Consider the following 26596-nt stretch of genomic DNA (forward strand, 5'->3'; position numbering starts at 1 on the left):
GGAACATGGTGGCAGGCGGTATTTCCATTCACGCAGTCGACGTGGCGACCGGCCGGCCGGCGCAGGGCCTGCGCGTCGAGATCTGGCGGATCGATCCGGATTCGCTGTGCATCGCCGACGGACGGCTCGGCGCAAACGGCGTGCTCGATCATTCCGTCGCGCAAGGTGCAGGCGTGACGGCCGGTGAGTATGAGGTCCTGTTTCATCTCGGCGAATTCTTCGGCGACAGCGACGGCTTCCTGACCGTGGCGCCGTTCCGCTTCCGTATCAAGAACGTCCATGAACATTTTCATCTGCCGCTGAAATTCACGCGCTGGGGCTATTCGCTGTTTCGTGGGGCCTGATCAGTTGGTCAGTCGCCGCGACAGGCCGGTGATGCGCTCCATGACGGCGACCAGTGCGACGGTGGCGATGATCAGCACGCCCGACAGCGCGGCGATGGTGACATCGAGCTTGCCCTCGAGATCCTGCCACATCCGGATCGGCAGCATATCGGTTGCGGCATCGCGCAGGAACAGCGAGACCGGCACATTGTCGAACGACGACATGAAGGCGATGAAGGCGCCCGCGATGACGCCCGGCCGGATCAGCGGCAACACGATCCGCCGGAACGTGTAGAGGCGGCTCGCGCCCAGCACCGCCGAGCTTTCGAGCAGGGTCGGCTCCAACTGGGCAAGCGCGGCGACCGTGTTGCGCACGACGTAGGGCACGCAGACCACAGTGTGGCCGATCACCAGCGTCAGCGGCGACACCGGCAGGCCGACCAGTGAGAACAGCATCAAGGCCGCAAGGCCGAAGGCGAGTGCAGGGAGCACGAGCGGCGACATGAAGAGGGAATCCAGCAGCCGCGCCGACAGCGCCCGCGACCGCGAGATCGCGAGCGCAGCGGCAACGCCGAGCACGACGGAGAGGCCCGTCGCCCATGACGCGACGATCAAGCTGTTCTTGGCCGCGAAGTGCAGCTGCCACGCATTCCCGAGCTCGGCGTACCAGCGCAGCGAATAGCCCGGCGGCGGAAAGCGTAGCGAGAAGCCGCTGGTGAAGGAGACGATCAGGACCACGAGCGAGGGCGCGATGATCAGGATCAGCGCGATGATCGCGATCACGGTCATGACCAGCTCGAAGCTGAACGCCTCCAGGGTGCGCTTGCGTCCACTCATCACACGCCTCCATAGCCGCGCGACATGCGGCCGAGCGTGGTGAAGACCGAGACGACCGCGAGCACGGCCAGCAGGAAGATGATCGAGATCGCGGCCGCAAACGGCCAGTTCTGCAGCGTCGAAGCCTGCTGATAGAGATACATCGGCATGAACAGCATCTGCCCACCCCCGACCAGCGACTGGGTGATGAAAGCCGTGATCGCGGCGGCATAAGTCAACGTGCATCCGGCGATCACGCCGGGCAGCGACAGCGGCAGCACGATTTTGAAGAAGGTGCGCCAGCTTCCGGCGCCGAGCGAGCAGGATGCATCGTCGAGATTGGGGTCGATCCGGCCGAGCGCGGTGATCAGCGGCAGCGTCATCAGCGGCATCTGCACCTGCGCCAGTGCGATCACGACGCCGAACTGGGTGTAGAGCAGTTTGAGGGGCGTATCGATGATCCCAAGGGATTGCAGCGTCGCGTTGATGATGCCCTGCCGCCCCAGGATGACGATCCAGGCGAAGGTGCGCACCACCACGCTGGTCAGAAGCGGAAGCAGCACGATCAGGATGATGATGGTCTGAAGCTTGGGCCCGACCCGCTGATAGAGCCAGGCGATGGGAAAGCCGAGCACGAGACAGACGGCCGTCACCTCAGCGCCCAGCAGCAGCGTCGAGCCGAGCACGCTGAGGCTGAAGGGGTCGGTGAGGAAGTGCAGGTACTGGCCGAGCCCCCAATGCAGCCCGGCCGTGTCGTTGTGCAGGGAGAGCCAGAACAGTTGCAGCAGCGGTGCGACGAAGAACAGCAGGAAGAACAGCGCCAGCGGCGCTGCCAATCCCATGCCGTAGGAGGTGACGTCCCGCGATGCCGGTGCTGCGCCCATCGTTCAGATCTTGATCTCGCGGTTGAAGCGCTCGATCCAGGCCGAGCGTTGCTCGTTGATCTTCTTCCAGTCCTGGAACACGAACTTCTTCTTCAGCTCGGCGGTGTCCTTGGCCAGCACGCGCGCGATCTCGCCGCCCATCGTCACTTTGGAGTTGGTCGGCACGATCAGATAAGGCGGGTTCATCAGCGTGGTCTGCACCTCCGGCGTCAGCGCCGCCTCGATCAGCTTGAAGGCAAGCTCGCGGTTCGGCGAGTTCTTGACGATGTGGATCGTGGTTTTGAAGGCGATGGCGCCTTCCTTCGGCGCCACGAACTCGACCGGCACGCCGCGGGCTTTCAGGATCTGGATGGCGTTGAAATTGCCGGGCGAGATGTCGATCTGGCCCTGCTGGAACAGGGTGGCGAGCGCGCCGGGATTGGCTGCCACCGCGGCGAGATTGGGCTTCAGCTCCTCCAGCGCCTTGAAGCCGGGATCGACATTGGCTTCCGAGCCGCCGCGCATCTTGGCGATCTCGACCAGCCAGCCGGTGCCGAGCGTCGAGTTGAGGTTGGTGATGCCGACGCGGCCCTTGAACTCGGGCTTCCAGAGATCGGCCCATGAGGTCGGCGGCGTCTTGACGGCTTCCGGATTGTAGGTGAGGCCGACAACCTGGAAGAAGGGGACGGGGCCCGTCGGCTCCTGCGCCTCGGCGATCAGGTCCTTGTAATAGGCGCTCTTGTCGACCGGATAGGACTCGACCAGATCCTGGCCGATGGCGACGAGGGCAGGACCCGGATCGTGCAGCATGACGTCGATCGGCGGATTGGCCTTGGCGGCGTTAACCTTCGCGATCTGGTCGACCGAGAGCATGGGATCGAGCACCATCGCGGCATCGGCGTTGGCCTTGCGGAAGGCCGGCACGAGCACGGCCTTGTGCGCTTCCTCCCAGCTTCCGGTGAAGGTCGCAAACACCAGCGGGCGGGCCTGGGCGAAGCTCAGTCCGGGAAACGCCTTCATGGCCCCGAGCGTGAGGGCGGTCGTCATCAGGCTGCGGCGATTGAGGATCATGTCGAACTCCGTGTGGACTGGATCAAAAGCGTTTTGGACTGGACCTAAAGCGATGCAGGAAAGGCGTTGGCGAGCGATGGGGCGAGCGGTGCGAGGCGCACGGCGGCGCCGCTCTCCAATGCGCGCGTCTCGCCGATGCGCGCCTGGGAGATCTTGACGCCGGAGCCGTCGGCCGTCGTGACCTCGTGAACGACGGTGGCGCCCAGCGGCAGCGACATGCCGACCACGCCGGCAAAACCGGTTTCGTCGCCGACGAATTGCAGATGCTCGGGTCGGATGCACACGGTGACGCGGCCGCCTTCGGTGAGGGCGCCGGCCGCGGGGCGCGCGATGATCTCCGCGCCGGCATCGAGGCGTATCTTTGCAGCGGTGCGGTCCGTCGAGACCACAATTCCTGGCATGCGGTTGGTCGAGCCGACAAAAGTGTTCACGAACAGCGTCTGCGGCCGGTCGTAGACGTCGGACGGCGAGCCGAATTGCTCGAGCTTGCCGTGGCTCAGCACGGCGACGCGATCGGCCATCGACAGCGCCTCTTCCTGATCGTGCGTCACGATCAGCGTGGTGATGCCGGAGACGCGCTGCAGCCGCTTGACCTCGATCTGCATGTCGAGGCGCAGATTCTTGTCGAGCGCCGCAAAGGGCTCATCCAGCAGCAGGATCGACGGCTTGATCGCGAGCGCGCGGGCGAGCGCGACGCGCTGCTGCTGGCCGCCGGAGAGCTGCCGAGGCAGCCGCTCGTCCATCGCGGGCAATTGCACCAGCTCCAACAGGCGCTGCGCCTCGCGCTGGCGCGTCGCCTTGTCGATGCCGCGGGCGGCGAGGCCGTAGGCGACGTTCTCGCTGATCGAAAGATGCGGGAACAACGCGTAGTTCTGGAACACGATGCCGACGGCGCGGCGGTTCGGCGGCAGCGCATCGACGATGTCATCGCCGATGATGATGCGCCCCTGGCTCTGCGCGATGAAGCCGGCGATGATCCGCAATAGGGTGGTCTTGCCGCAGCCGGACGGGCCGAGCAGGGCGATGATCTCGCCGCCCTTGATGTCGAGATTGATGTTCTCGACCGCGAGCGCGCCACTCGGATAGCGGTGGGTGACCGCATCGACGACGAGCGAACGGCCGCCTTGCGCTTCAGCCATGATGTTGCCTCCCGTTGCCCGAAGGGAGAAAGCAAGTCTCGTGCCCGCGGCGCTCGCCTTTCGCAGCGCACTCGGGCATTGTGGTGCGATGACATCGATATGCGACCTCAGTGCCACAGCCCTCGCGCGCGCCATTGCCGGCGGTGAGCTGTCCTCGCGCGACGTCGTCGAGGCGCATCTGGCGCGGATCGTGGATCAGGATGCGCAATTGGCGGCATTCGTCACCGTCGATGCGGACGGCGCTCGCCGTGCCGCGCAAATCTGCGATGCCGCGTCCGCGCCAATCGGCCCGCTGCATGGCGTGCCGATCGCGATCAAGGATCTCACCGACACTGCGGGACTTGCAACGACTTATGGATCCGTGCTGTTCCGCGATCACGTGCCGGCCGAGGACGATCTCGTGGTGGGGCGGCTGCGTCGCGCCGGCGCCATCATTCTGGGCAAGAGCAACACGCCGGAGTTTGGCTTTGGCGCGGTCTGCACCAATAAATTGCGAGGACCGACGCGCAATCCCTTCGATCTCGCGCTGACCTCCGGCGGATCGTCCGGCGGCTCTGCCGTCGGGGTCGCTGCCGGCATGGTGCCGCTGGCGCACGGCACCGATTTCGGTGGCTCCGTGCGGACGCCCGCAAGCTTCTGCGAAGTCGCCTCGATCCGTCCGACGCCCGGCCGCATCCCGTCGCCGCGCCGCCCGCTCGGCTGGGATATGCTGGCGACCCACGGTTTTCTTGCCCGCGGCGTCGATGACCTCGCGCTCGCCCTGTCGGTCTGTGCTGGTGACGACGCGAAGGATCCGCTCTCGACCGGCGTTTACAATGACGATCGGCCGCTCGCAGGACGCCCCCGGATCGCCGTCACGCCCGATTTTGGCGTTGCGCCGGTTTCGCGCGACGTTCGTGCGCGTTTTGCTGCCGCCTGCGACGCCCTCGCCGGCGTTGCCGATCTGCTGCCGTTTTCGCCTAATTGCAGCGGCGCGATAGAGACCTTCCGCACGCTCCGCGCCGCACACATCGCCAACAGCTATGGCGAGCTGCTGCGGACGCGCCGCACCGAGCTCACACCTACCGTGATCTGGAACATCGAGGCGGGCGCAGAGCTTTCCGCCGAAGATTATCTCAACGCCGAGCGCCGCCGCACCGCGATCTACCGCAGCTTTCGCGCGCTGTTCGCGCGTGCCGATTTCCTGATCGCGCCCGCAGCCTCGGTCTTCCCCTGGCCGAACGAGATCAGTGATGTCACCGCGATCGACGGCGTAGCGCTGGAGACGCCGATCGACTATCTCGCCGTCACCTTCATGGTGTCGCTGGTCGGCTTTCCGGTCCTGACCTTGCCGGTGCGGCGAGGGGAGAATGAGCTGCCCTTCGGCATCCAAATCATCGCGCCGCCGGGCTGCGAATCCCGCCTGTTTGCTTTCGGCCGTAGCACCGAGAACGAATTGGGGTTTTCGCATCGCCGGCCGAAGCTCCCCTAGCTGTCGCGATGCTCGAGCCGGGCGGCGAGCGCCCCGGGAAGGCCGATGGTGGGCTTTGCTGCGGGCCGGCGGTACGTGCCCGCGCTCGCCTTGCGCAGGCGTAGCGCATGAAGCGCTTCGGCTTGCTTCACCGAGGCGATCACCTGATCGACGACGGGGACGGGAATTCGGTCCGCAACGCGCTCGGCAAGGCCGGAGAGGGGCGCGCCGGCAAAAATCAGCACATCGGCCTCGTCATCGACGATCGCGCGCTGGGCGAGGTCGACGAGCAGATCCTCCTTTTCGGTGCCGACCTCCGAAATCGCCTTGAACGGCGTATCGAGCATGCGAATGCCGGCGCAGCGTTCCCACAGCCCGTGGGCGCGGACGCATTCCTCGTACCAGGGGCCCAGCGCCTGCGCGAAGGTGACGATCGCGAAGCGGCGCCCGGCCATACAGGCCGTCAGCATCGCCGCTTCCGCCATGCCGACCACGGGAATGTCGAATGTCTCGCGTGCGGCGAACAGGCCGGGGTCGCCGAAGGCAGCGATGATCGCGGCATCCACCTTCATGTGCTGCTCGGCCAGCATCTCCAACGCAATGGCGCCGCCGATCTGCGCCTCGGTGCGCGTGGCGATATAGGGCACGCCGCGGGTCGCGGTGCAGGGGACCAGCTGAGTGCCGGGCGCCGCCGCGCGCTGTCCGACATCGGTCATTAATTGTGTGACCGCGGTGCTGGTGTTGGGGTTGAGCAGCAGCAGCTTCATGGTCATGCTGCCGTCAGCCTGGGTTTGGGGGCGAGAGTCTCGAGCAAAGCGGTGCCGGTCTGGCGGACGTGGGCGCCGAGCAGGCGTCCCGCGGCTTCACTGTCTCGCGCCTCGAGGGCGGCGAGGATGCCGGCGTGCTCATCCACCGAATTGCTCCAGCGCTTGTCGGCGCCCAGCGCCAGATAGCGCGCGCGTTCGGCGCGGGAGATCAGCGTCTCGTGCGCCTCGCGGAGCGGCGTGTTGCGCGCCATGCGGACGATGGTGTTGTGGATCTCGCCGTTGATGGCGAAGTAATCGTCGAGCTTGCCGTTGCGATGATGACCCTCCATGCGGGTCTGCAGCGTCCGCAGGCGGGCGAGGTCGCGTTCGGTCGCGCGCTCCGCCGCCAGCTCGGCGGCCAGCCGCTCGATGCCGGCGAGCGCTTCGAACAACTCCGAGATGCCGTCAACCGCGATGTCGGCGATGCGCGGGCTGCGGTTGGGACGAAGCTCGATCAATCCCTCCGCCGCCAGCACCTTCATCGCCTCGCGCAGCGGCGTGCGCGATACGCCCAGCTCCTTTGACAACCTGGTCTCCTGGGTCTGCGATCCCGGCGCCAGCTCGCCGCGAATGATCATCGTCCGCATCCGCGCGGCGGCGCGCTCGTGCAAGCCCATCCTCTTGAGCTTGGGCGACTTTCGCCCCTTCGGGATTTCCGACTTCTGCTGCACGCGCGCCTCATTGCTACAGTTCATCCTAGCCGTTTCCGGCTCCTTGGCTTGCCCAAAATACCGACGCATGTAGCTGAAAACAATGGCATAGCGCGCAAATTGTATGCAGCATGCAGAATCCCCGTTGCGCTGCGGCGAAGGCCGACCGATGATCTCGCGAGACGCGCGAGATCTCGCGCCTTCGAAACGGAGTTTGCGATGCGGACGAGTTTGCGACTGGGCCTTGTGATGATGGCGGCGATGTTCGGGGCTGGCGATTTTGCCTCCGCGCAAGCCCCGAAGATCAAGCTCGGCTACGCCAAATGTGCGCACTGCCTGCCGATGTCGCTGATCCCGGGCATGGCGAAAGGCGTCGAGATCGAGGCTACCGGCTTCAACTCGGGCAATGACGTGCTCACGGCCCTGGTGTCGAAGAGCATCGACGTCGCGCAGGTCACCTATCTCCACTACATCACCGCGCTTGACAAAGGTTTTGACGTTGTCGCCGTATCAGGCCAGATCAACGGCGGCTCGGAGTGTCTCTCCTCCGCGAAGCTGAACCTTCCCCCTGAGGACTGGACCACGTTCAAGGCGACCGCTCTGAAGGCGAAGAGCGACGGTCAGCCGCTGAAGGTCGCGGCGTCGCGCGGCAATGCGCAGGACATCCACATGCGGGGCGCATTCCTCAAGCAGGGCCTCGATCCCAACAAGGACGTCCAGTTCATCAACATCCCCAATCCGTCCGACCATCTCGCGGCCCTGCAGCGCGGTGAGGTCGACATGATCTGCTCGGTCGAGCCGTTCGCCTCGCAGATCCGGCTTGCGGGCGCCGGCAAGCATTTTGTGCTGCCCTATGACCAGGCCGCCGGCAATCTCACCAATCTCATCGTTACCCGCTCCGACGTGATCGCCAGCCAACGCGCCGGTGTGCAGGGCGTCGTCAGCGCCGTGGTCGAGCTCGACAACAAGTTGATTGCCGACAAGGCGCCGTGGATCGAGGTCATCAACAAGCTCACCGGTCTTGACAAGAATGTGGCGACGGAAGCGCTGAAGAACGCGTCGCCCGATCCGGCGATCCATCGGTCGCAGACGCTCGCGATCGCCGCGATGATGCGCGACCTCAAATACATCTCGAAGGACGTCTCCGCGGAAGCGGAGAAGAACATGGACTACTCGTTCCTGGCGCATGCCACCGGAAAGGCCAAGAATGACCTCGGTTATTGACGTCTCGCCCGCAAGGACGGCCTTTCGGCTGACGCGGGCGTTCCAGGGGCTCGAACGCCTCGTCGTGCCCGCGTTGCTGATCGCGGGCTGGGAGGCCTTTGCCCGCAGTGGCGTGCTGCCGCCCGCGCTGCTGCCGGCGCCGAGCGCGGTGCTGCATGCGCTCGGCGACTGGGTGTTCGGCTTCGACGAGACCACGCAGACCTATTCCGGGCACTGGCTGCGCGACGCGCTCGCCAGCGCGCTTCGCGTGTTCGGCGGCTTTGCGCTGGCGAGCCTCCTCGGCATCCTCGCCGGGGTCGCGATCGGCTGGTCGCGCCTGTTCGAGAAGACGCTGGAGCCGACCCTGCAGATGCTGCGCCCGATCCCGCCGGTGTCCTGGATTCCGCTCGCCATCATCTGGTTCGGCATCGCCGACAAGCCGGCGATCTTCCTCGTTTTCCTCGGTGCCTTCTTCCCCGTGCTAATGAACGCAATCCACGGCGTGAAGACCGTGGACCACAATCTCGTCCGTGCTGGTGCGATGATGGGCGCGAACGGGCGGCAGATGCTGACCGACATCGTGCTGCCGGCGGCGCTGCCCTCGATCTTCGCAGGCCTGCGCATCGCGGTCGGATCGGCCTGGATGCTGACGGTCACGGCCGAGATGGTCGCGGTGAAGAGCGGCCTCGGTTACGTCTTGTGGGACTCCTATTACTTTCTGCGCTACGACATCGTGCTCGCGGCGATGATCTCGATCGGGCTGCTCGGCTATCTCTCCGACCTCGGCCTCAAGGCGATCATGGCGCGCACGCTGCGCTGGCAGCAGACGACCACCGTGCAGGGCAGGGCGGGCTGATGGCGGCAATCGAGCTTCGCAACATCGTCAAGGTGTTCTCCGACAAGCGGCGCGGCCGCGACCTGCTGACGTTGGACAACATCAATCTCGACATCGAGGCCAACGATTTCGTCTGCCTGCTCGGCCCCTCCGGCTGCGGCAAGTCGACACTCCTGAACATCATCGCCGGCTTCGAGCAGGCGACCTCCGGCCGCACGCTGGTCGACGGCAAGCAGGTGGAGCGGCCCGGCTCGGACCGCGGCGTGGTGTTCCAGCAGCCGACCCTGATGCCGTGGCTGACCGCGATCGACAACATCGCCTTCCACCTCAAGCTCAAGGGCGTTGCCAAGGCCCAACGGCACGACCGCGCCATGGAATTCATCGATCTCGTCGGCCTGCGAGGCTTCGAGCACCATCATCCCTCTGAAATGTCCGGCGGCATGAACCAGCGCGTCGGCATCGCACGCGCGCTGCTCATGAACCCCAGCGTCATCCTGATGGACGAGCCGTTTGCGGCGCTGGACGCCCAGACCAAGCTCGAAATGCAGGAAGAGCTGGTCGCGATCTGGCAGAAACGGCGCTGCACCATCGTGTTCGTTACCCACAGCGTCGACGAGGCGCTGGTGCTCGGCAACAAGATCGTGGTGATGACCAGGCGGCCCGGCCGGATCCGCGAGGCCGTCAATTTCGACCTGCCGCGCCCGCGCGACATCACGAGCCCCGAATTCAACGATGCAAAGCGCCACGTCCTGTCCCTGATCCGGGAGGAGTCGACGCGCCTTGCGCAGGCGTCGTAGGGTAGCGCCATGCGCAAGCGTCTCGGCATGATCACGCCGTCCTCCAACTCGGTGCTGGAGCCTGTCACCAGTGCGATGCTGGCCGGCGTCCCTGGCGTCACGGCGCACTTCTCGCGTTTCCGCGTCACCGAGATCGCGCTCGACGCAACGGCGCTCAGCCAATTTGACGCGTCCGCGATGCTTCCCGCCGCGGACTTGCTGGCCGATGCCAAGGTCGATGCGATTGCCTGGAACGGCACCTCGGCGAGCTGGCTCGGAATCGGGCGAGATCGAAGCCTTTGTGAAGCGATCACGGCGCGCACAAGTGTGCCGGCAACGACGTCGACGCTGGCCTGCATCGAGGCCACCCGCGCGCTCGGCGCCAAACGCATTGGCCTCGTCTCGCCATATACCGACGACGTGCAGCGGCGAATCGGCGATGTCTGGGCCGAGGCGGGCGTTGCCCCGCACGCAGAGCGCCACCTCCGCTTGCGCGACAACTTTTCCTTCGGCGAGGTCGCGCCGGCGACGATCGCGGACATGATCCGCGCCGTGGCTAGTGAGGGTGCCGACGCTATCGTCATCCTATGCACCAATCTCGACGGTGCAGCCCTGGCAACCGCGCTGGAGCGGGAGCTGGACATCGCCGTGCTCGATTCGGTCGCGGTCACGCTATGGCGGACGCTCTGCCTCGCCGGCGGCGACCTCTCGGCTCTTGCGCAGTGGGGGCGGATCTTCCAGACAATGCCAGTCATCAAGTGATGGAGACATCAGTGACGCAGCTCGATCTCGCCATTCGCGGCGGCACTATCGTGACGGCCAGCGACGAGTTTCGCGCCGATATCGGAATTCGCGCCGGCCGCATCGTCAGCATCTCCGACCGCATCGAGGGCGCGGCGCGCGAGATCGATGCGAGCGGATTGCTCGCGCTGCCGGGCGGCATCGACAGCCACGTCCACATCTCGCAAGCCTCGGGCCCCGACGTGGTGATGGCCGACGATTTTGCCTCGGCGACACGCGCGGCAGCGGCCGGCGGCAACACCATGGTGCTGCCCTTCGCGCTGCAGGAGAAGGGGACCTCGCTGCGCACCTGCGTCGAGAACTATCGCAAGCTTGCCGAAGGCGAGTGCTACGTGGACACCGCCTTCCATCTCATCATCTCTGATCCGACCGCGGTCGTGCTCGGGCAGGAGCTGCCGGCCCTGGTCAAGGACGGCTACACCTCCTTCAAGGTGTTCATGACCTATGACGACCTCGTGCTCAGCGACAAGCAGCTGCTCGAGGTATTCGAGGTTGCGCGCCGCGAGGAGGCGCTGGTGATGGTTCATTGCGAGGGCTATGACGCCATTCGCTTCCTCACCAGCAAGCTCGAGCGCGAGGGCCACATTGCACCCTACTATCACAGCACTTCGCGGCCCCAGGCGGTCGAGCGCGAGGCGACACATCGCGCCATCAGCCATGCCGAGGTGATCGGCGTTCCCATCATGATCGTGCACGTCTCCGGGCGCGAGGCGATGGAGCAGGTGCGCTGGGCCCAGCAGCGCGGACTGCCGGTTCATGCCGAGACCTGCCCGCAATACATCACGCTCACGGCCGACGACATGAAGGGCCTGAACATGGACATCACGGGCGCGAAGTATGTCTGCTCGCCGCCGCCGCGCAATGCCGAGAGCCAGCAGGCGATCTGGGAAGGCATCACGACCGGCGTGTTCCAGACCTTCTCGTCCGATCATTGCCCGTTCCGCTACGATGATCCCAAGGGTAAGCTGACGCCGAACGCCCGCACCTCGTTCCGCTGGGTGCCGAACGGTATTCCTGGCGTCGAGACGCGGCTGCCGATCCTGTTCTCCGAAGGCGTCTCGAAGGGCCGCATCACCCTGCAAAGGTTCGTCGAGCTGACGGCGACCAACCACGCGAGGATCTACGGTCTCTATCCGCGCAAGGGCTCGATCGGCGTCGGCTTCGATGCCGATATCGTGCTGTGGGACCCCAAGCTGAAGAGGAAGATTCAGCAGGCCGATCTTCACCACGGCGCAGACTATACACCCTGGGAAGGCTTTGACGTCACCGGTTGGCCCGTCACCACCATTGCCCGCGGCCGGGTCGTGTACGACCAGGGCAAGATCGTCGGCGACAAGGGCGCCGGCGAGGTGCTGAGCCGTGGCAAGTCGAGCCTGATCTGATCAGGCGCAGCCTGTCGTGCCGTGTCTGTCGTACGGCGGATCATACGGAACGGGATCGAGCGGCCGAACTGTCGAAAGAGCATGCTCAACCGTGATTGCGCCGATGCGGCCCTGGATGGCACCCTTGTCCAATTTGGGTCGGCTATTCACCGTCTGTTGAAGCGCCGGATCAGCTGTGTCCAGCTCGGACCGATCTGCCTGGCCCTATGCCATGCGGGATCATTGTCGCTTTCTCTTGTCCGGACCACTTTGTTGTTGCAGTTGCACGAGACGCCCATTCAGGCGAATGATATGTGCGCGCCACGCAAATTGCTGGTTCGAGTGCGCGAGGACATCTCCATGCTGCCGGTTCGATGAAAGAATAACCAATTGAATTCGCAAGCCTATCTCTTTTCCGTGGCGCCCATGATGGATTGGAGCGAGAGTTCAAATTTTTCAATTGGTTAGATGGCTGCGTGTGCGCGGCGTGCACCGGGAGATCAAGAAAAATCTCACCACGGCCAACGTAAGCTGGCTTGTTGCGCATGCGCATGATCTGAATTTACGAGGCCAGGAGGCGGGCGATTGCTTACGGCAGTCTCGGCTGTTCGAGGCGGGATAGTCGAAAATCGTGGGTTTGACTCCCACTTTCTCCGCCAATTGCGCGATTGTGTGCGCCAAACTACGATTTCGTGCGCTTGGGGCCGCTTCGCGAGCGACTCGTCCCTCTGCTGGTCGCCCTAGCCACGGCCCGTCTCTGTAGGGTCGCGATCGGCCGTTGGCACCAGTCCCCACGGAGCTTCGCTTCATAGCTTCAGCTCAACGCGTGACCAGCTAGCCCGTACACCCACGGCTCATTTTCCTTTCGGTTCAGGAATCGCCGGCCCTTAGACATCGTCGTGACGGTGTCGGTCATCCCGAGGCGGCTCTGTTGAAGGAAGTCGGCAAACAGACCCGTCTGCTCCCGCGTATCGACGCGGACGAATTGTCTCGCGAGATCCCTGAGATGCACGGCCGTGAGATGGATCGCGTCACAATCATTGCTGGCGATGATCGGGCCGATCACATGACCGCGCCCGAATTCGCGCTTCATGGAATAACCGACGGTCTCTCCGCCGCGGCGCAGGACGGAGATTGACGCACCTTCAGAAAGCAACGCGAGCAGCTTCTGCCGGTTAGTTCCGAACGCGCGTTCGTCCAGTGCCGCGATCTCTCCGATGTTAGCCGTGGACAGCGAGCTCAACTCACCGGCCAGACCCGGCACCGGCGGGGGTGGTGAGACGATCTCTCCTTGCCACAGATGCACGGTGGCTTCCTTCGTGAACCCCAGCGACAGATACAGATGATAGGCGGCATGGGTTGAATTGAGGGTCAAATTCCGGTCGCCACACCGCTCGAAAACCTGCTCCATGAGCCAGCGGCCAGTACCTTGTGCCTGGGTTCGGGGCGATGTGATCACCAGGCCAATCGTCGCGAATTCCTGGCTATAAGGGAACCACATCGCGCTGCCGAAAACGCGGCCTATGCCGTCAACGGCGACGATGCCGTGGCCGGCGCGGCGTAGGAAATCCCAATCCTTGGGGCGATGCGGCCAGCCGACACCGATCGAAAGCGCGTGGAGCAGCTTCACATCAACGTCGTTTATGTCCTTGGCCACCAGTTCAAAGGACTTCACGCGTACCGTTCGTCCCATTCAGCTCATCCATTCCTTTGCGGGCTCAAAGGCCGCGGCCTATCCCCCGCCGACCTTCTGCTGCGTGCCGCACAAGCCCTCTTTTGCAGCAGCATAGCGCGGAAGGCCAGCAGGTTTCGCCTGTTTGGCGGGCGGTACTCGGAATGTTTCGCCGCCAGTGGAGCTCGATTCAGCAGGGAAAGCTACTGGTTGCGGCCTATCGATATCCGGCAACAGCAGGCAGGGTGACCCCAGTGAACGTTGAAGGCTTCGTAGGGCTCGCCGCCTTTCCAGCCCTCGGTGGCCGGCCAGTCCGGTCTCAACGCGCCGCATCCCGGGCGAGGACCTGAGAGGACCACGTCGATGGCGTTCCTTTTCAATTCCGATGCTGCTCGGGCGGCTATATTCCGGCAGGCCTTTGCGCGCGAGCTCCCTGATCTCGAATTCTATCATTCCAGCGAATGCTTCGAGCCGGAAAAGGTACGGTACCTGATAACCTGGAACGCGCCCGACGATCTCTCGCGTTTTCGAAATCTGGAAATGCTCTTTTCCACCGGTGCGGGGGTCGATCAATTCAAGCCGGAGACCCTACCTGGCCACGTCAAGCTCGTGCGCATGATCGAGGATGGCATCATACGCATGATGCAGGAGTACGTCGTGCTTGGGGTGCTGACACTCCATCGCGAGATGCTTGCCTATCGGGAGCAGCAGGGAAGAGGCCTATGGCAGGCTCTTGCAACGCCCCAGGCGGCCGATCGGCGCGTCGGCTTTCTGGGCCTCGGCATGTTGGCGCAAGCTGCGATTGATCGCCTCAAGCCGTTTCGATTTCCGCTTGCCGCGTGGAGCCGCAGCAACAAGACGATCGAGGGTGTCACCTGCTTCCACGGCGAAGATCAGCTTGGCAGCTTCCTGAAAGGTGCGGACATTCTCGTCTGTCTTCTGCCCTTGACGGAGCAAACAAGCGGCATCCTGAGCGCACAGCTGTTCTCTCTCGTGCCGGCGGGAGCAAGACTGCTCCATGTCGGCCGCGGCCCGCAGCTTGACCAGGGTGCACTCATCGAGGCGCTCGACAGCGGGCACCTTGCGGCCGCCATGCTTGACGTCACCGATCCCGAGCCATTGCCAGAGAACCATCCACTCTGGTCCCATCCGAAGGTGATCATCACGCCGCATATCGCGTCCGTGACGCAACCGCATACGGCAGCACAATCCGTCATAGAGAACATCCGGCGCCACCGCGCTGGACGAAATCCGATCGGCCTCGTCGATCGAGCGCTCGGTTACTAACAGGAAAGATGCCATGTCACTTCTGATTGCCATCGACACCAATCCGGATTTTGTACCGAAGAAGGCCGTGCCGGATCCGGAACGTCTCATTTCGGGCAATCCGTCCTTCAAGACCTGGGCGCAGGACGCCTCGAAGGGTGAGAAAGTGCTGACGGGCGTCTGGGAGGCAACCCCCGGCGAGACCCATTCGATCAAGGGCACCACCTTCGAGTTCTGCCACATCATCTCGGGTCTTATCGAAATCGAGGAAAAAGGTGGTGAGACGAAGACTTTCCGCGCCGGCGACAGCTTTGTGATGAAGCCGGGCTTTGTTGGCGTCTGGCGCACGATCGAGACCGTGCGGAAGATCTATGTCTGCCACTATGACTGAGCACGATGCCTGACGGCGGCCTCACTAAACGACGGCCAGAACAATCGACTTTCGAGTGCCCGTCTGACCGGACTCAACGCGGTCAGACGCTTCCTTTTCGATGAAAAATGCGGCGCGCGGTGCTGTATGGCCCAGATGAGACGGCTTGTCTCGCCAATCGCATATCCGGCAGTGTTGGCGGTTTGACCCCGAAGAGTAAGGGAACAAATACATGGTTGCATTGAAAGACAAGGATCTGTTTCGCCAGCAGGCACTGATCGGCGGCCACTGGCGCGACGCGAGTGCGAAGGCGACGGTTGATGTCATCGATCCTGCCAGCCAGCAAGTTCTTGGCACCATCCCCGATATGGGGTGCAAGGAGACCAGGGCTGCCATCCGCGCTGCGGCCGACGCGTTCAAGCATTGGAAGACCAAGGCCCATGCAGAGCGCGCCGCGCTGCTGGAGCGCTGGTATGAGCTGATGCGACACCATGAGCAGGATTTGGCTCTTCTGCTCACGCTGGAGCAGGGCAAGCCACTGGCGGAATCGCTCGGCGAAATCCGCTATGGGGCCTCCTTCGTCAAATGGTTTGCGGAAGAGGCGCGCCGGATCAACGGATCGACGATCCCGTCTCCCACCGTCGATCGCCGCATTCTGGTTTTGAAAGAGCCGGTCGGCGTCTGCGGGATCATCACGCCCTGGAATTTTCCCAACGCGATGATTACACGCAAGGTGGCGCCTGCGCTGGCCGCGGGCTGCACCGTCGTCATCAAGCCCTCTGAATTCACGCCGTTTTCGGGCCTCGCGATCGGTGTGCTGGCGGAGCGGGCAGGAATTCCACCTGGCGTGATCAACATCGTGACGGGTATGCCGGCGGAAATTGGCCAGGAACTGATGGCCAATGAGTCCGTCCGCAAGATCTCGTTCACGGGATCGACCCGCGTCGGCGCGCTGCTGATGAAAGGCGCCGCCGACAACATCAAGCGGCTCAGTCTCGAGCTCGGCGGCAACGCGCCGTTCATCGTCTTCGACGATGCCGATATCGACCGCGCCGTCGAGGGCGCAATTGCGTCGAAGTTCCGCAACGGCGGACAGACCTGCGTCTGCTGCAATCGCATTCTTGTCCAATCGGGTGTCTACGATGCCTTTGCACAGAAGCTCGCCGGCAAGGTCGCGAAAATGAAGGTCGGTGCCGGTACGGAAGATGGGGTCGCAATCGGGCCGATGATCAATGGCGCAGCGATCGAGAAGATCAAGCGGCACGTCATGGACGCTCTGGATAAAGGCGCAAAGATCATCGCTGAGAGTGAGGCGGTGCCGGAGGGCCGGCAATTTGCTCGGCCTCTCGTGCTCGGTGGCGCGACGACCGAGATGCTCCTGGCTTCGGAGGAGACCTTCGGGCCGGTCGCGCCGCTTTTCCGGTTCGAGACGGAGGACGAGGCGATAGCGATCGCAAACGGTACGCCCTTCGGTCTTGCGGCGTATTTCTACACTGAAAACCTGAAGCGTTCCTGGCGTGTTGCCGAAGCGCTGGAGTTCGGCATGGTCGGCCTGAACACCGGCCTGATCTCGACGGAGGTCGCGCCTTTCGGCGGTGTCAAACAGTCGGGCCTGGGACGCGAGGGATCTCAGCTCGGGATAGAAGAATATCTCGAGAGCAAGGCCCTTCATGTCGGCGGCCTGGATTGAGCGTCCATCGGATCTGAAACAAGAAAAGGGGGCGGTTGAACCGCCCCCTTTTCTTTGACCAGCGCAGATCTCTATTGCTGAAGTGCCGCGAGCGATCCCGAAAGAACTGCGCTCAGGCGCTTTTACGAAGAGGCTCCAGGCCGACTGCGGCAGCCAAGCCGCCGATGCCAGAGACCTCGGTGTATTCATAGAAGGGGTTCGCCGGCTCGTGACCGCGGTTCACCCATACCTTGCTCTTGATACCCAGATCGTAGGCGGTCATCAGATCGTAGCGGAACGAGGAGGAGACGTGGGTGATATCTTCCGGGCCGCAGCCCAGCTTGTCGAACATGTATTCGAAGCCTTTCATGTGCGGCTTGTAGGCGCCAGTCTCCTCGGCCGTGATGACCATGTGGAAGGGAGCGCCGAGCTTCTCCACGTTGGACATGATGAGGTTCTTCATGGAGTTCGACAAGATGACCAGCGGGATCTCTTTGGCAACCTTGGCCAGACCCGCTGGGACGTCGGGATGTGGACCCCATGTGTGGATCTCTTCATTGATGCGCTGGGCATCCTCCGGCCGAAATACGATACCGTTGCGCTTGCAAGCGCGCTCAACTGAATTATGCACGACCTCGAAGTACGGCTTCCACGCGCCAAGAACTTCGTCCAGGCGATAGGCGGCGAAATCCTTGATGAAACTAGCCATCGTCGTGGCAGAAAGTTGAGATCCGTAGACTCTCCTTGCCGCGCCGGCCATGTCGAAATTGGTCAGCGTGCCGTAACAGTCGAAGGTGATGTATTTCGGTCTAAACGTTGCCATGGCTCGATCCTTTTCGGTCCTCACGCACCGCGCTCCGGTACGACAGGGATCATAGCGGGCAGACGACCGGATAAAGCACCGCTGTCGCGGTGACCGGGAGCAGATTGTGTCGTATCGGATCGGAGCTGTGGCAGAGAGTTGTGCGAAATAGGCGCATCCGACGTGAGCGCCAATGCCTGGCGCGGGCCGATGCCGGCATAAGATGCCGCACTGGTGCCCAATCAAAGTCAAAACGCCCTCCGTCCATGTCCTGCCTGGGAGCAAGTGCTGTCTTCGGCAGCTTATGTTGGCCCAGACACGACGGCCTGCTCGCATAAACATCGCGACCGATCTGGAGGACAATATGTTGAGCAACTCGCTGATTGAACTCGATCGCGCGCATCTGATTCACCCGGTCTCATCCTATCGCAGCCATGAGGCGTCGGGTGTGCGCATGCTGAAATCAGCGAAGGGCGCGACCCTGACCGATGCCTCGGGACGTCAATTGCTCGACGGGTTCGCGGGTCTGTGGTGTGTCAATGCCGGCTACGGGCAGGACAGCATCGTCGAGGCGGCCACGAGGCAGTTGCGTGAACTTCCCTATGCGACGGGCTATTTCGGTTTGGGCTCGGACCCGGCGATCCGGCTGGCGGCCAGGTTGGCTGAATTGGCGCCTGGCGATCTGAACCATGTCTACTTCACGCTGGGTGGCTCCGATGCCATCGACAGTACGATCCGGTTCATCAGGTACTACTATCATTCCAAAGGGCGGCCGCAGAAGGACCAGTTCATTTCCGTCGAGTCTGGCTACCATGGATCGTCGACGGCAGGGGCTGGCTTGACGGCGCTGCCCGCCTTTCATGCGGGCTTTGGGGTGCCATACAACTGGCAACACAAGATCCCCTCGCACTACGCCTATCGCAACCCTGTCGGTTCCCATCCCCAGGCTATCATTGCGGCGTCGGTCGCGGCCTTGCGGGCCAAGATCGCCGAGCTCGGCGCCGAACGCGTCGCCGCCTTCTATGTCGAGCCGATACAGGGGTCAGGAGGCGTCCTCGTTCCGCCGCCGTCCTGGCTGAAGGCGATGCATGCGGTCTGCAAGGAGCACGATATTCTGTTCGTTGCCGATGAGGTCATCACCGGCTTTGGCCGTGTCGGTCCGCTCTTCGCCTGTGAAGAGGATGACGTCGTGCCGGATCTCATGACCACGGCAAAGGGGCTAACCTCTGGCTACGTGCCGATGGGGGCCGTTCTCATGTCCGACGGCGTCTACAACACGATTGCCGATGGCGCCGGCAAGGCGGCCGTCGGCCACGGCTACACCTATTCCGCTCATCCCGTCAGCGCAGCCGTTGGGCTCGCGTGCCTTGATCTCTATGAAAACGGCTTGCTGGAAAACGGCCGGAAGGCCGGGCACCGGCTGATGGAAGGTCTTCGGGCGCTTGCCGATCATCCGCTTGTCGGCGATATCAGGGGTCGCGGCATGCTGGCTGCAATCGAGCTCGTGACTGACAAGGAGCTCAAGACGCCTCTGCCGGCGGAAGCCGACGCGGTGCGCCGCATCTTCGACCGCGCGTGGGACAATGGTCTCGTGATCCGCGCCTTCGCGCAAGGCGTGCTGGGCTACGCGCCGCCGCTGTGCTGCACCGATGACGACATCGACGGCATTATTGAGCGGACAAAGACGACGCTCGACCAGACGCTCGAAGACAAGGACGTCCGCGCGGCGATGAAGGGATGATCACCGCGCTGCCGGTCGGAGATTGTTCTTAGCTATCGAAGATGCTTTCGAGCGGCAGATGGGATTTCACGATCGGGGACTTCAGCACGACGAAACTGAAATACTTGTCGATGCCGATATCCATCTCGACCAGGCGTTCCATGACCGCTTGGTATTCGCTGATCCCCGCCGTGATGAACTTCACGAGATAGTCGTACCCACCCGAAACCAGATGGCATTCGACGACCGAATCGATCTTTTCGATCGTCGTGAGAAAGCGAGCGAAATCGATCTGCCGGTGGTTCTTCAGGGTGATTTCAGCGAAGACCGTCAGAGTTTGTCCGAGCTTGGCAACATCGATCTGGGCGGAATAGCCGGTGATGAAGCCCTCCGTCTGGAGCCTCTTGACGCGCATCAGGCACGGGCTCGGCGAAAGATTTATCAGCTCTGCGAGCTCGACGTTGGAAATGCGCCCGTTCTTCTGCAGTTCGCATAAAATCCTGATGTCGATCTTATCGAGCTTCATAGCAATGCCATCAGATGGGGCCGACAACGGCGTCAGGGCTTTGAGTCTTCAGCGTCATATGCATTGTCATAGCATCAACCAGCAGCTTTTCCCAACGAGGCGGAAACTGCAATTCAGAACTCGCTGACCTTCCCCCAGGCGCTCATTTTCAGCCGTTCCGGCCTGTAGGGACGCGGGTCGACGATCGGTGCTCGACCGGTGATGATGTCGGCGATCATGTGCCCGGTGCCGGGCCCAATCCCGAAGCCGTGCCCACTGAACCCCGCCGCAAGGATGAAGCCTGGAATGGATTCAACTTCGCCGATTGCCGGAATGCCGTCCGGTGTGCTGTCGATGTAGCCGGCCCAGACGTTTGAGATGGCGAGGTGCCGCAGCTCGGAGACCAGCTTGCACGCGCGTCGATGCGTCAGCCGAATCTGCCCCATGTCGGGGCGGGGGTTGAGCGTTCGGTTCAGCTCCATCGGGGTCACCTCGTCGAGCCTCCATTTCGCCAGGGATTCGTGGCCTTGCCGCATGCCCTCGAAGGCGCCGGGGCTGAGGCTTCGCCAGCGGCGGGCGAACATGGGGAGGAATTCGCGGCCGAACCTGACCTGCTGCGGCGTCGGATCTAGTCGCGCGCGCCCGCTGATGGCCAGCGTGTATCCGCCATCGCCGCGGCGCGTGGCCGACACGAGCCCTGCGTAAAGGGCATCAGGCAGGTCGGCCGCGCCCGGGGCCAGGGCGAGAATCGAAGAGCACACGGATGCCTGCGGGAAGCGAATTCCGAGCTGGTTGCAGAACGAAGATGCCCATGCGCCTCCTGCCATGACCACCGTCTTCGTCCGGATCGTGCCCGCCTCGGTCACCACGCCGTTGACCCGGCCGGCACTGAGCTCGATGCCGCGCGCGGCGCAGAGCTGGTGCACCGTGCCGCCCGCCGCCATGATCGCACGCGCGGCGATGGGAACGGCCTTTGAAGTGTCCGCCGTCCCGTCTGTCGGCGAGAAGACGCCGCCTCTCCATTTGCGGCCCGTCGCCTTGCCGCGCTCGTTCGCTTCTTCCGCACTCAACATGTGCGTCGTGACGCCCACCGTACTGGCGAAGTCTCGCCACTTCGCCCAGCCCGCCAGCTCATTTTCGTCGTTCGACAAATACAAAAGCCCGCAGCGGCGAAAACCCGTATCTTCACCGGTCTCTCCGGCAACTCTGTCCCAGAGATCGAGGCTCTTGGTTGCAATCGGGAGCTCGCGCGCGTCGCGGTTCTGCTGACGGCACCATCCCCAGTTGCGGCTGGACTGCTCGGCGGCGATGCGGCCCTTCTCGAGCAAGGCAACCTTGAGCCCGCGCCGGGCGAGATAGTAGCTTGTGAACACGCCCACCACGCCGCCGCCGATGACGACGACGTCCGCCTCACGAGGCAGGGATGGACTGGATTCGATATGCAGGAGCGGCGCGCTCATCCGACAGGGATCTCCGGTGGTTGCGTAGCGTAACCGGGGAATTGCGGCAGGCCCCGCGGACTTTGGCCATGAGACCGAATATCCTGCGGTTTACTGCCTTTGACACAGGCTATTATTGCGAAAATACTTTGCTTGGATCGCAGCTTGCAGGCGGCGAGACTGATGCACGTGCTCCTGCGATCCGTCGCGCGCCGCCGCGGCAGGGCTGGCGGCGCAGACTGAAATGCCAAATCGGACTTCGTTTTCAGAAGTTCCTGCTGCTTCGATGCCGGCTTTCGGCGACTCCAGGGTGATTCAAATCGTCAAGATCGGCAGAACGGATCGAAGGATCGAAGTCCATAGAGGCAACCCGCATGAGCCTTGTCGAGGAGCAGATCTTGGCAGAAGCGATCAAGCTATGAGCTCGGCACCATCCATGCTTCGCTTCGATCGAACTGACCTGTTCGGTCGGCGCCGCACTGCGAAGAAGAGTTCTTGCCTCTTGCGCGGGGAGGCCTGAATCATGTCGCAGTCTCCAATGGAGGAATGGCACGTCGAACGTCAAATCGTCGACCTGTCGAAGAAGCGTGGCAAGGCAAAGAACCGAAAGCGCGGCTCGCAGCAGGATGGCCGAACGAAGCTAAAAAGGGAGGATGTTCCGATGGCCTCTGGCGAGCCGGCTGCAGCCCCCGCCGATGTCGCGCTGTCGGTGCGCGAACTGACCGTGAGCCTGCCTGAAGGAATGGAGCGGGCCCACGCCGTCGAGAACATCTCCTTCGATCTCAAACGTGGACAGATTCTCTGCATCATCGGAGAATCTGGATCGGGCAAGTCGGTCACCGCCAATGCGATCATGGGGCTTCTGCCGAAGGTGATCAGGGTCACCTCGGGGGCGATCCACCTGAATGGGACGAACATCGTAGGCCTCGCGCCAGAAAAGCTCCGCAGTCTGCGCGGCCGAGTCGTCTCGATGATCTTTCAAGATCCTCTCTCGGCGCTCAACCCGCTGATGACCGTGGGCGCGCAGATCGAGGAGGTGATGGCCGCGCACGACGTGGGCACGCCGGCCTCGCGCCGCAGCCGGGCCATAGACTTGTTGATTGAAGTGGGTCTGCCTGATCCGCAGCTCATGTATCACCAATATCCCTTCCGGCTTTCGGGCGGGCAGCGGCAGCGGGTGATGATCGCTATGGCTCTGGCTCTCGAACCAGCGATCCTGATTGCGGACGAGCCGACCACCGCACTCGACGTGACGACCCAGGCGCAGATCCTGCAATTGATCCGCGACATTCAGCGCCGCAAGGGAATGAGCGTCATGTTCATTACCCATGATTTCGGCGTCGTCGCGGAGATTGCCGACCACGTTGTGGTGATGGAGAAGGGCCATTGCGTGGAGCAGGGCAGTGCCGCGCAGGTGCTGAAGTCGCCCAGTCATCTCTATACGCGCCGCCTGATCGCAGCCGTGCCCCACCTGACCGGCAAGGACCGCGTTCCCTCGGAAGCCGGGGAGCGAGCGTCGATCCTGAAGGTCGAATGCCTGGCAAAGACTTATCGCAGCGGCAGCGCGCTTTTCCGTACGCAGCGCATCGTGCCTGCGGTCAATGGGGTCAGCTTCGACCTCACGTCGGGTCGCACGCTCGGCGTCGTCGGGGAAAGCGGTTCGGGCAAGTCGTCGCTCGGTCGGCTGTTGATCAAGCTCATGGAGTGCGACGGCGGCTCGATTCTGTTCGAAGGCCGCGACATCGCTGGGCTTTCCGAAGCCGAGTTTCGGCCGCTACGGCCGAACATCCAGATGATCTTTCAGGATCCTTTCGCATCGCTCAATCCGCGATCGACGGTCGGTCAAATTCTCACTGTCGGCCCGGTCGCGCATGGCATGCCTTATGACAAAGCTTGCGAGCGTGCGCGGGAGCTTCTGTCCCATGTCGGCCTGGATGCAGGCGCCTTTGAGCGCTATCCGCACGAGTTCTCCGGCGGGCAGCGCCAGCGCGTCGGCATCGCGCGGGCGCTGATGTTCAAGCCAAAATTGCTGATTGCCGACGAAGCGGTCTCAGCGCTCGACGTATCGATCCAGGCCCAGATCTTGAAGCTGCTCGACCAGATCCAGCGGGAGACCGGCGTCTCGATGATCTTCATCACGCATGATCTGCGCGTCGCAAGCCAAATCTGCGATGAAATCGCCGTCATGCATCGAGGACAAATCGTGGAACGCGGACCGCCGTCCCAGATATTCCTCGATCCGAAATCCACCTACACGCGAGAACTGGTGGCAGCAATCCCGGGCGAGCAACCCCTGAGCATGCCCGAACATGCAGAGTACGGCGGACAGCACAAGGGAGGAGAGACGTTATGAGAAAGGGTTCTGCAACGACATCGAGCTACTCGCGGCGTGATGCTCTGCGAATGGTGGCGATCGGCGGAGCTGCCGGCCTGATCGCGCCCAACCTATTGGGCAAGCCGGCCCACGCGCGCACCTCTCCGACAAAGCCAACCGGCCGCGTGATCGTCGGGCTTGGACAAGAGCCCACCGTCTTCAATCCGCTGATGGTACACATTGAAGTCGATGATGGCGTGCACTTCTCGGTCTTCGACGCGCTGTTCCGCATCGATCCTCAAGGCGTTATCCAGCCCAACTTGGCCGTGGAAGTGCCGAACCAGAAGAATGGCGGCATTTCGGAAGACGGTCTCAAATGGCGTATTCGTTTGCGCGACGATGTCCGCTGGCACGACGGCAAACCGTTCAGCGCCGAGGACGTGAAGTTCACGCTCGAGCTGATTACGAATCCGAACTTCCGGAGTTGGCGCACGGCCGGCCATGCTCTCGTGCGCGACATCACGGTGGTCTCGCCGACGGAGATCACGTGGCGAATGGAGGAGGCCTTTGCGCCGTATCTGTCGTTCCTGACCGAAACATTCATCGTCCCCAAGCACATCCTCGAGAAAGAGGCCAATCCGAACAACGCCGCCTTCAACCAGGCACCGGTCGGAACCGGCGCCTTCAAGTGGAGCAAGAGGGTTGCTGGTGATCATCTCGAACTCGTTGCGAACACCGAATACTTCGGTGATGGCCCTCACATCGAGAGGCTGGTCTTCAAATACATTCCCGATCTCACGGTCCTCTACACCCAGTTCAAGAGCGGCGACATTGATCTCGTGGGCCAGCCTTACATCACGCCCGATCATCACGGGGAAGCCAAGACGCTGCCAAACCGTGTGGTGACGCTCGTCCCAAGGACCTCGTTCGAATCCTTCTATCTGAACCTCGAGCGCCCGCAGTTCAAGGAGCTTGCCGTTCGCGAGGCGCTCTACGCGGCGATTGACAAGGAGGCGATCATTCAGGGGCTCTATTACGGCGTGCCGACCCCGACAGAGACGTTCATGCCGCGGCAGTCCTTCTTCTTCAACGCCAATCTGCCCCTGCACAAATTTGATGTGAATCGCGCGGGCAAGATCCTCGACCAGGCCGGCTGGGCAAAGGGCGCGGACGGCATTCGCGCCAAGAACGGCGTTCGCCTGTCCTTTACCAATTCGACCACGTCGGGCGATCCCCTTCGTGAACAGGTGCAGCAGTTCCTGCAGCAGACGTTCGCGCAACTGGGGGTCGAGATGAAGATATCGAACCTGCCCGCCGCCGTGATGTGGGGCGATTTCTGGGTGCAATCGCAGTTCGATTCCGTGATCGTCGGCAGCTCGTATCTGATTGGCGCCGATCCGGACGTCACCAATCGCCTCCACTCGCGCTCGATCGCAGCGAAGGGCGGCCGCGGCTCGAACAATGCCCAATACGCAAATCCGGAGGTCGATGCCCTCCTTGACAAAGGCGCCCGCACCTTCGATCCCGAAGCGCGGCGCGCGATCTACTCTCGCGTACAGGAACTCGTGCGCCGCGATCTGCCTTTCCTGCCGTTGTATCAGAGCAACTCGGTCCAAGGTCTCAAGAAAGGGATCAATGGATTCGTGCCGAATGGCAACACGCGCACGGAGTCCTGGAACGCGCTCGCTTGGTATTGGGCGAGCTGATGTCTCGCCGGACGGACCGCGTCGGACGGTGTTGTCACGCTAATGGAGGACTCGAATGTCCGCCTTCCTGCTGAATCGTCTCTTGCAGAGCATCGTGCTGCTGGTGATCGTCTCGATCATCGGCTTCACGGTTCTCAACCTCATGCCGGGTGGTCCTCTGGCGCAGTTCGGGCTCGATCCGGGGATGACCCAGAAGGATGTGGAGCGGCTCGCAGCGCAGCTCGGGTTGAACCGGCCGCTATGGATGCAGTATCTCGATTGGGCCTGGCGGCTGCTCCAGGGCGATTGGGGACACTCGTTCCGCGATGGCTCTTCGGTGCTGACGGTGATTGGTCGACACTTGCTGGCGACGCTACTGCTTATGGGTACGTCCACCGTATTTGCGATCGGGGTGGGTGCCTGGATCGGAATCCGGGGCGCCACCCACCGCTATTCGCTGTTCGACTACTGCGCGACTGTCGGCGCCATGGTGGCGCTGTCCGTTCCGACGTTCTGGTTTGGCCTGATCGGCATCTACATCTTCACCCTGAAGCTGGGTTGGGTGCCCGCAGGCAACATGTACACGATTGGCGACGGCTCGGTACTGGACTATCTGCATCACCTGATCTTGCCGAGCCTGGTGCTGTCCCTCGTTCATGTCGCTATCTGGAGCCGTTACATGCGGACGGCAACGCTCGATGCGCTCAGTCAGGATTTCGTCAAGACGGCCCGGGCCAAGGGCGTGAGCGAACGCCGCATCTTGCTGAAACATGTCATCGGCAATGCGCTGTTGCCGATGATCACGCTGGCAGGGATGCAATTGCCCAGCGTTCTCACCGGCGCGCTGGTCACGGAGACCGTGTTCACCTGGCCGGGCATGGGGCGGCTGTTTCTCGACAGCCTTGGTTACAGCGACTATCCGGTCGTGATGGGGCTGTTGATCTTCTCGGCCATCCTGGTCCTGTTGGGTAATCTGATCGCAGACATCGTGATCGCCACCGTCGATCCGCGCATTCGCCTGGCCTGAGCCTGCAGACTCACGACAGATAAGAGGAGCGAG

The 26596-nt window shown here is 62.9% G+C and carries 25 protein-coding genes; 15 read left to right on the forward strand and 10 right to left on the reverse strand.

The window, feature by feature from the left end:
* Nucleotides 1-8 precede the first annotated feature (8 nt).
* Nucleotides 9-344, forward strand: coding sequence for a hydroxyisourate hydrolase (locus tag GGD62_RS13410; RefSeq protein ID WP_183233439.1), 336 nt, complete (start codon nucleotides 9-11; stop codon nucleotides 342-344).
* On the opposite strand, the gene GGD62_RS13415 is transcribed toward GGD62_RS13410, so the two are convergent.
* The 4 genes from GGD62_RS13415 to GGD62_RS13430 are packed head-to-tail and all read right to left on the reverse strand — an operon-like array spanning nucleotide 345 to nucleotide 4212.
* Nucleotides 345-1160: an ABC transporter permease gene (locus GGD62_RS13415; RefSeq protein ID WP_183233438.1), complete on the reverse strand. Its 816-nt coding sequence runs from the start codon at nucleotides 1158-1160 to the stop codon at nucleotides 345-347.
* Entirely contained in the window at nucleotides 1160-2023 is an 864-nt protein-coding gene (locus tag GGD62_RS13420) for an ABC transporter permease (protein WP_183233437.1), read from the reverse strand. Before GGD62_RS13420 ends, GGD62_RS13415 begins: the two co-directional genes overlap by 1 nt.
* Before the next feature lie 3 nt (nucleotides 2024-2026).
* A complete protein-coding gene (locus GGD62_RS13425; RefSeq protein ID WP_183233436.1) occupies nucleotides 2027-3073 on the reverse strand; it encodes an ABC transporter substrate-binding protein in 1047 nt (348 codons plus the stop codon).
* A gap of 44 nt (nucleotides 3074-3117) precedes the next feature.
* Nucleotides 3118-4212, reverse strand: a complete 1095-nt coding sequence (locus GGD62_RS13430; protein ID WP_183233435.1) for an ABC transporter ATP-binding protein — start codon at nucleotides 4210-4212, stop codon at nucleotides 3118-3120.
* 88 nt (nucleotides 4213-4300) lie between these two features.
* On the opposite strand from GGD62_RS13430, the gene GGD62_RS13435 reads away from it, so the two are divergent.
* On the forward strand, nucleotides 4301-5683 hold the full coding sequence (locus tag GGD62_RS13435; protein WP_183233434.1) for an amidase: 1383 nt from the start codon (nucleotides 4301-4303) through the stop codon (nucleotides 5681-5683).
* Here GGD62_RS13435 and GGD62_RS13440 read toward each other — a convergent pair.
* Complete coding sequence (locus tag GGD62_RS13440; RefSeq protein WP_183233472.1) at nucleotides 5680-6429, reverse strand: aspartate/glutamate racemase family protein; 750 nt, start codon at nucleotides 6427-6429, stop codon at nucleotides 5680-5682. The genes GGD62_RS13435 and GGD62_RS13440 overlap by 4 nt on opposite strands.
* A gap of 2 nt (nucleotides 6430-6431) precedes the next feature.
* On the reverse strand, nucleotides 6432-7163 hold the full coding sequence (locus GGD62_RS13445) for a GntR family transcriptional regulator (RefSeq protein WP_210316766.1): 732 nt from the start codon (nucleotides 7161-7163) through the stop codon (nucleotides 6432-6434).
* Between the two features lie 174 nt (nucleotides 7164-7337).
* Between GGD62_RS13445 and GGD62_RS13450 the strand changes: the two genes are divergently transcribed.
* The 6 genes from GGD62_RS13450 (at nucleotide 7338) to GGD62_RS13475 (ending at nucleotide 12472) form a co-directional block, all read left to right on the forward strand.
* Nucleotides 7338-8342, forward strand: a complete 1005-nt coding sequence (locus GGD62_RS13450) for an ABC transporter substrate-binding protein (RefSeq protein ID WP_183233433.1) — start codon at nucleotides 7338-7340, stop codon at nucleotides 8340-8342.
* Complete coding sequence (locus GGD62_RS13455) at nucleotides 8326-9177, forward strand: ABC transporter permease (RefSeq protein ID WP_183233432.1); 852 nt, start codon at nucleotides 8326-8328, stop codon at nucleotides 9175-9177. Before GGD62_RS13450 ends, GGD62_RS13455 begins: the two co-directional genes overlap by 17 nt.
* Nucleotides 9177-9953, forward strand: coding sequence for an ABC transporter ATP-binding protein (locus GGD62_RS13460; RefSeq protein WP_183233431.1), 777 nt, complete (start codon nucleotides 9177-9179; stop codon nucleotides 9951-9953). Before GGD62_RS13455 ends, GGD62_RS13460 begins: the two co-directional genes overlap by 1 nt.
* A gap of 9 nt (nucleotides 9954-9962) precedes the next feature.
* Complete coding sequence (locus tag GGD62_RS13465) at nucleotides 9963-10694, forward strand: aspartate/glutamate racemase family protein (protein ID WP_183233430.1); 732 nt, start codon at nucleotides 9963-9965, stop codon at nucleotides 10692-10694.
* Nucleotides 10694-12115: a dihydropyrimidinase gene (gene hydA, locus GGD62_RS13470; protein WP_183233470.1), complete on the forward strand. Its 1422-nt coding sequence runs from the start codon at nucleotides 10694-10696 to the stop codon at nucleotides 12113-12115. The genes GGD62_RS13465 and hydA overlap by 1 nt, the downstream gene beginning before the upstream one ends.
* 81 nt (nucleotides 12116-12196) lie before the next feature.
* Nucleotides 12197-12472, forward strand: a complete 276-nt coding sequence (locus GGD62_RS13475) for a hypothetical protein (protein WP_183233429.1) — start codon at nucleotides 12197-12199, stop codon at nucleotides 12470-12472.
* Between the two features lie 436 nt (nucleotides 12473-12908).
* On the opposite strand, the gene GGD62_RS13480 is transcribed toward GGD62_RS13475, so the two are convergent.
* On the reverse strand, nucleotides 12909-13787 hold the full coding sequence (locus tag GGD62_RS13480) for a GNAT family N-acetyltransferase (protein ID WP_092252109.1): 879 nt from the start codon (nucleotides 13785-13787) through the stop codon (nucleotides 12909-12911).
* 342 nt (nucleotides 13788-14129) lie between these two features.
* Here GGD62_RS13480 and GGD62_RS13485 point away from each other — a divergent pair, with 342 nt between their 5' ends.
* The 3 genes from GGD62_RS13485 to GGD62_RS13495 all read left to right on the forward strand — a co-directional run bounded on the left by GGD62_RS13485 (nucleotide 14130) and on the right by GGD62_RS13495 (nucleotide 17092).
* Nucleotides 14130-15053, forward strand: coding sequence for a glyoxylate/hydroxypyruvate reductase A (locus GGD62_RS13485; protein WP_183234879.1), 924 nt, complete (start codon nucleotides 14130-14132; stop codon nucleotides 15051-15053).
* Nucleotides 15054-15066: 13 nt separating this feature from the next.
* Complete coding sequence (locus tag GGD62_RS13490) at nucleotides 15067-15423, forward strand: cupin domain-containing protein (protein WP_092252113.1); 357 nt, start codon at nucleotides 15067-15069, stop codon at nucleotides 15421-15423.
* 211 nt (nucleotides 15424-15634) lie between these two features.
* On the forward strand, nucleotides 15635-17092 hold the full coding sequence (locus GGD62_RS13495; protein WP_183233427.1) for an NAD-dependent succinate-semialdehyde dehydrogenase: 1458 nt from the start codon (nucleotides 15635-15637) through the stop codon (nucleotides 17090-17092).
* Between the two features lie 112 nt (nucleotides 17093-17204).
* Here the strand turns inward: GGD62_RS13495 and GGD62_RS13500 are convergent, their stop codons facing one another.
* Nucleotides 17205-17894: a haloacid dehalogenase type II gene (locus GGD62_RS13500; protein ID WP_183233426.1), complete on the reverse strand. Its 690-nt coding sequence runs from the start codon at nucleotides 17892-17894 to the stop codon at nucleotides 17205-17207.
* A gap of 343 nt (nucleotides 17895-18237) precedes the next feature.
* On the opposite strand from GGD62_RS13500, the gene GGD62_RS13505 reads away from it, so the two are divergent.
* Nucleotides 18238-19614 (forward strand): aspartate aminotransferase family protein, encoded by a 1377-nt coding sequence (locus tag GGD62_RS13505; protein WP_183233469.1) that lies wholly within the window; start codon nucleotides 18238-18240, stop codon nucleotides 19612-19614.
* Between the two features lie 28 nt (nucleotides 19615-19642).
* Here GGD62_RS13505 and GGD62_RS13510 read toward each other — a convergent pair whose 3' ends face one another.
* Nucleotides 19643-20119: an Lrp/AsnC family transcriptional regulator gene (locus GGD62_RS13510; protein ID WP_018321783.1), complete on the reverse strand. Its 477-nt coding sequence runs from the start codon at nucleotides 20117-20119 to the stop codon at nucleotides 19643-19645.
* A 113-nt stretch (nucleotides 20120-20232) separates the two neighbouring features.
* Nucleotides 20233-21558, reverse strand: coding sequence for an FAD-binding oxidoreductase (locus tag GGD62_RS13515; protein ID WP_183233425.1), 1326 nt, complete (start codon nucleotides 21556-21558; stop codon nucleotides 20233-20235).
* 640 nt (nucleotides 21559-22198) lie between these two features.
* Here GGD62_RS13515 and GGD62_RS13520 point away from each other — a divergent pair.
* Genes GGD62_RS13520 through GGD62_RS13530 form a run of 3 tightly spaced genes read left to right on the forward strand, consistent with a single transcriptional unit; the run spans nucleotide 22199 to nucleotide 26563 of the window.
* Nucleotides 22199-23890 carry an ABC transporter ATP-binding protein gene (locus tag GGD62_RS13520; protein WP_183233468.1) on the forward strand — a complete coding sequence of 564 codons (1692 nt, stop codon included), beginning with the start codon at nucleotides 22199-22201 and terminating at the stop codon, nucleotides 23888-23890.
* Nucleotides 23887-25557: a peptide ABC transporter substrate-binding protein gene (locus GGD62_RS13525; protein WP_183233424.1), complete on the forward strand. Its 1671-nt coding sequence runs from the start codon at nucleotides 23887-23889 to the stop codon at nucleotides 25555-25557. Before GGD62_RS13520 ends, GGD62_RS13525 begins: the two co-directional genes overlap by 4 nt.
* 55 nt (nucleotides 25558-25612) lie before the next feature.
* The gene (locus tag GGD62_RS13530) at nucleotides 25613-26563 is read left to right on the forward strand and encodes an ABC transporter permease (RefSeq protein WP_183233423.1); all 951 of its coding nucleotides are present in this window, start codon (nucleotides 25613-25615) and stop codon (nucleotides 26561-26563) included.
* Nucleotides 26564-26596 lie beyond the last annotated feature (33 nt).

The sequence above is a fragment of the Bradyrhizobium sp. ERR14 genome (genome assembly GCF_014198235.1).
Lineage (GTDB): Bacteria > Pseudomonadota > Alphaproteobacteria > Rhizobiales > Xanthobacteraceae > Bradyrhizobium.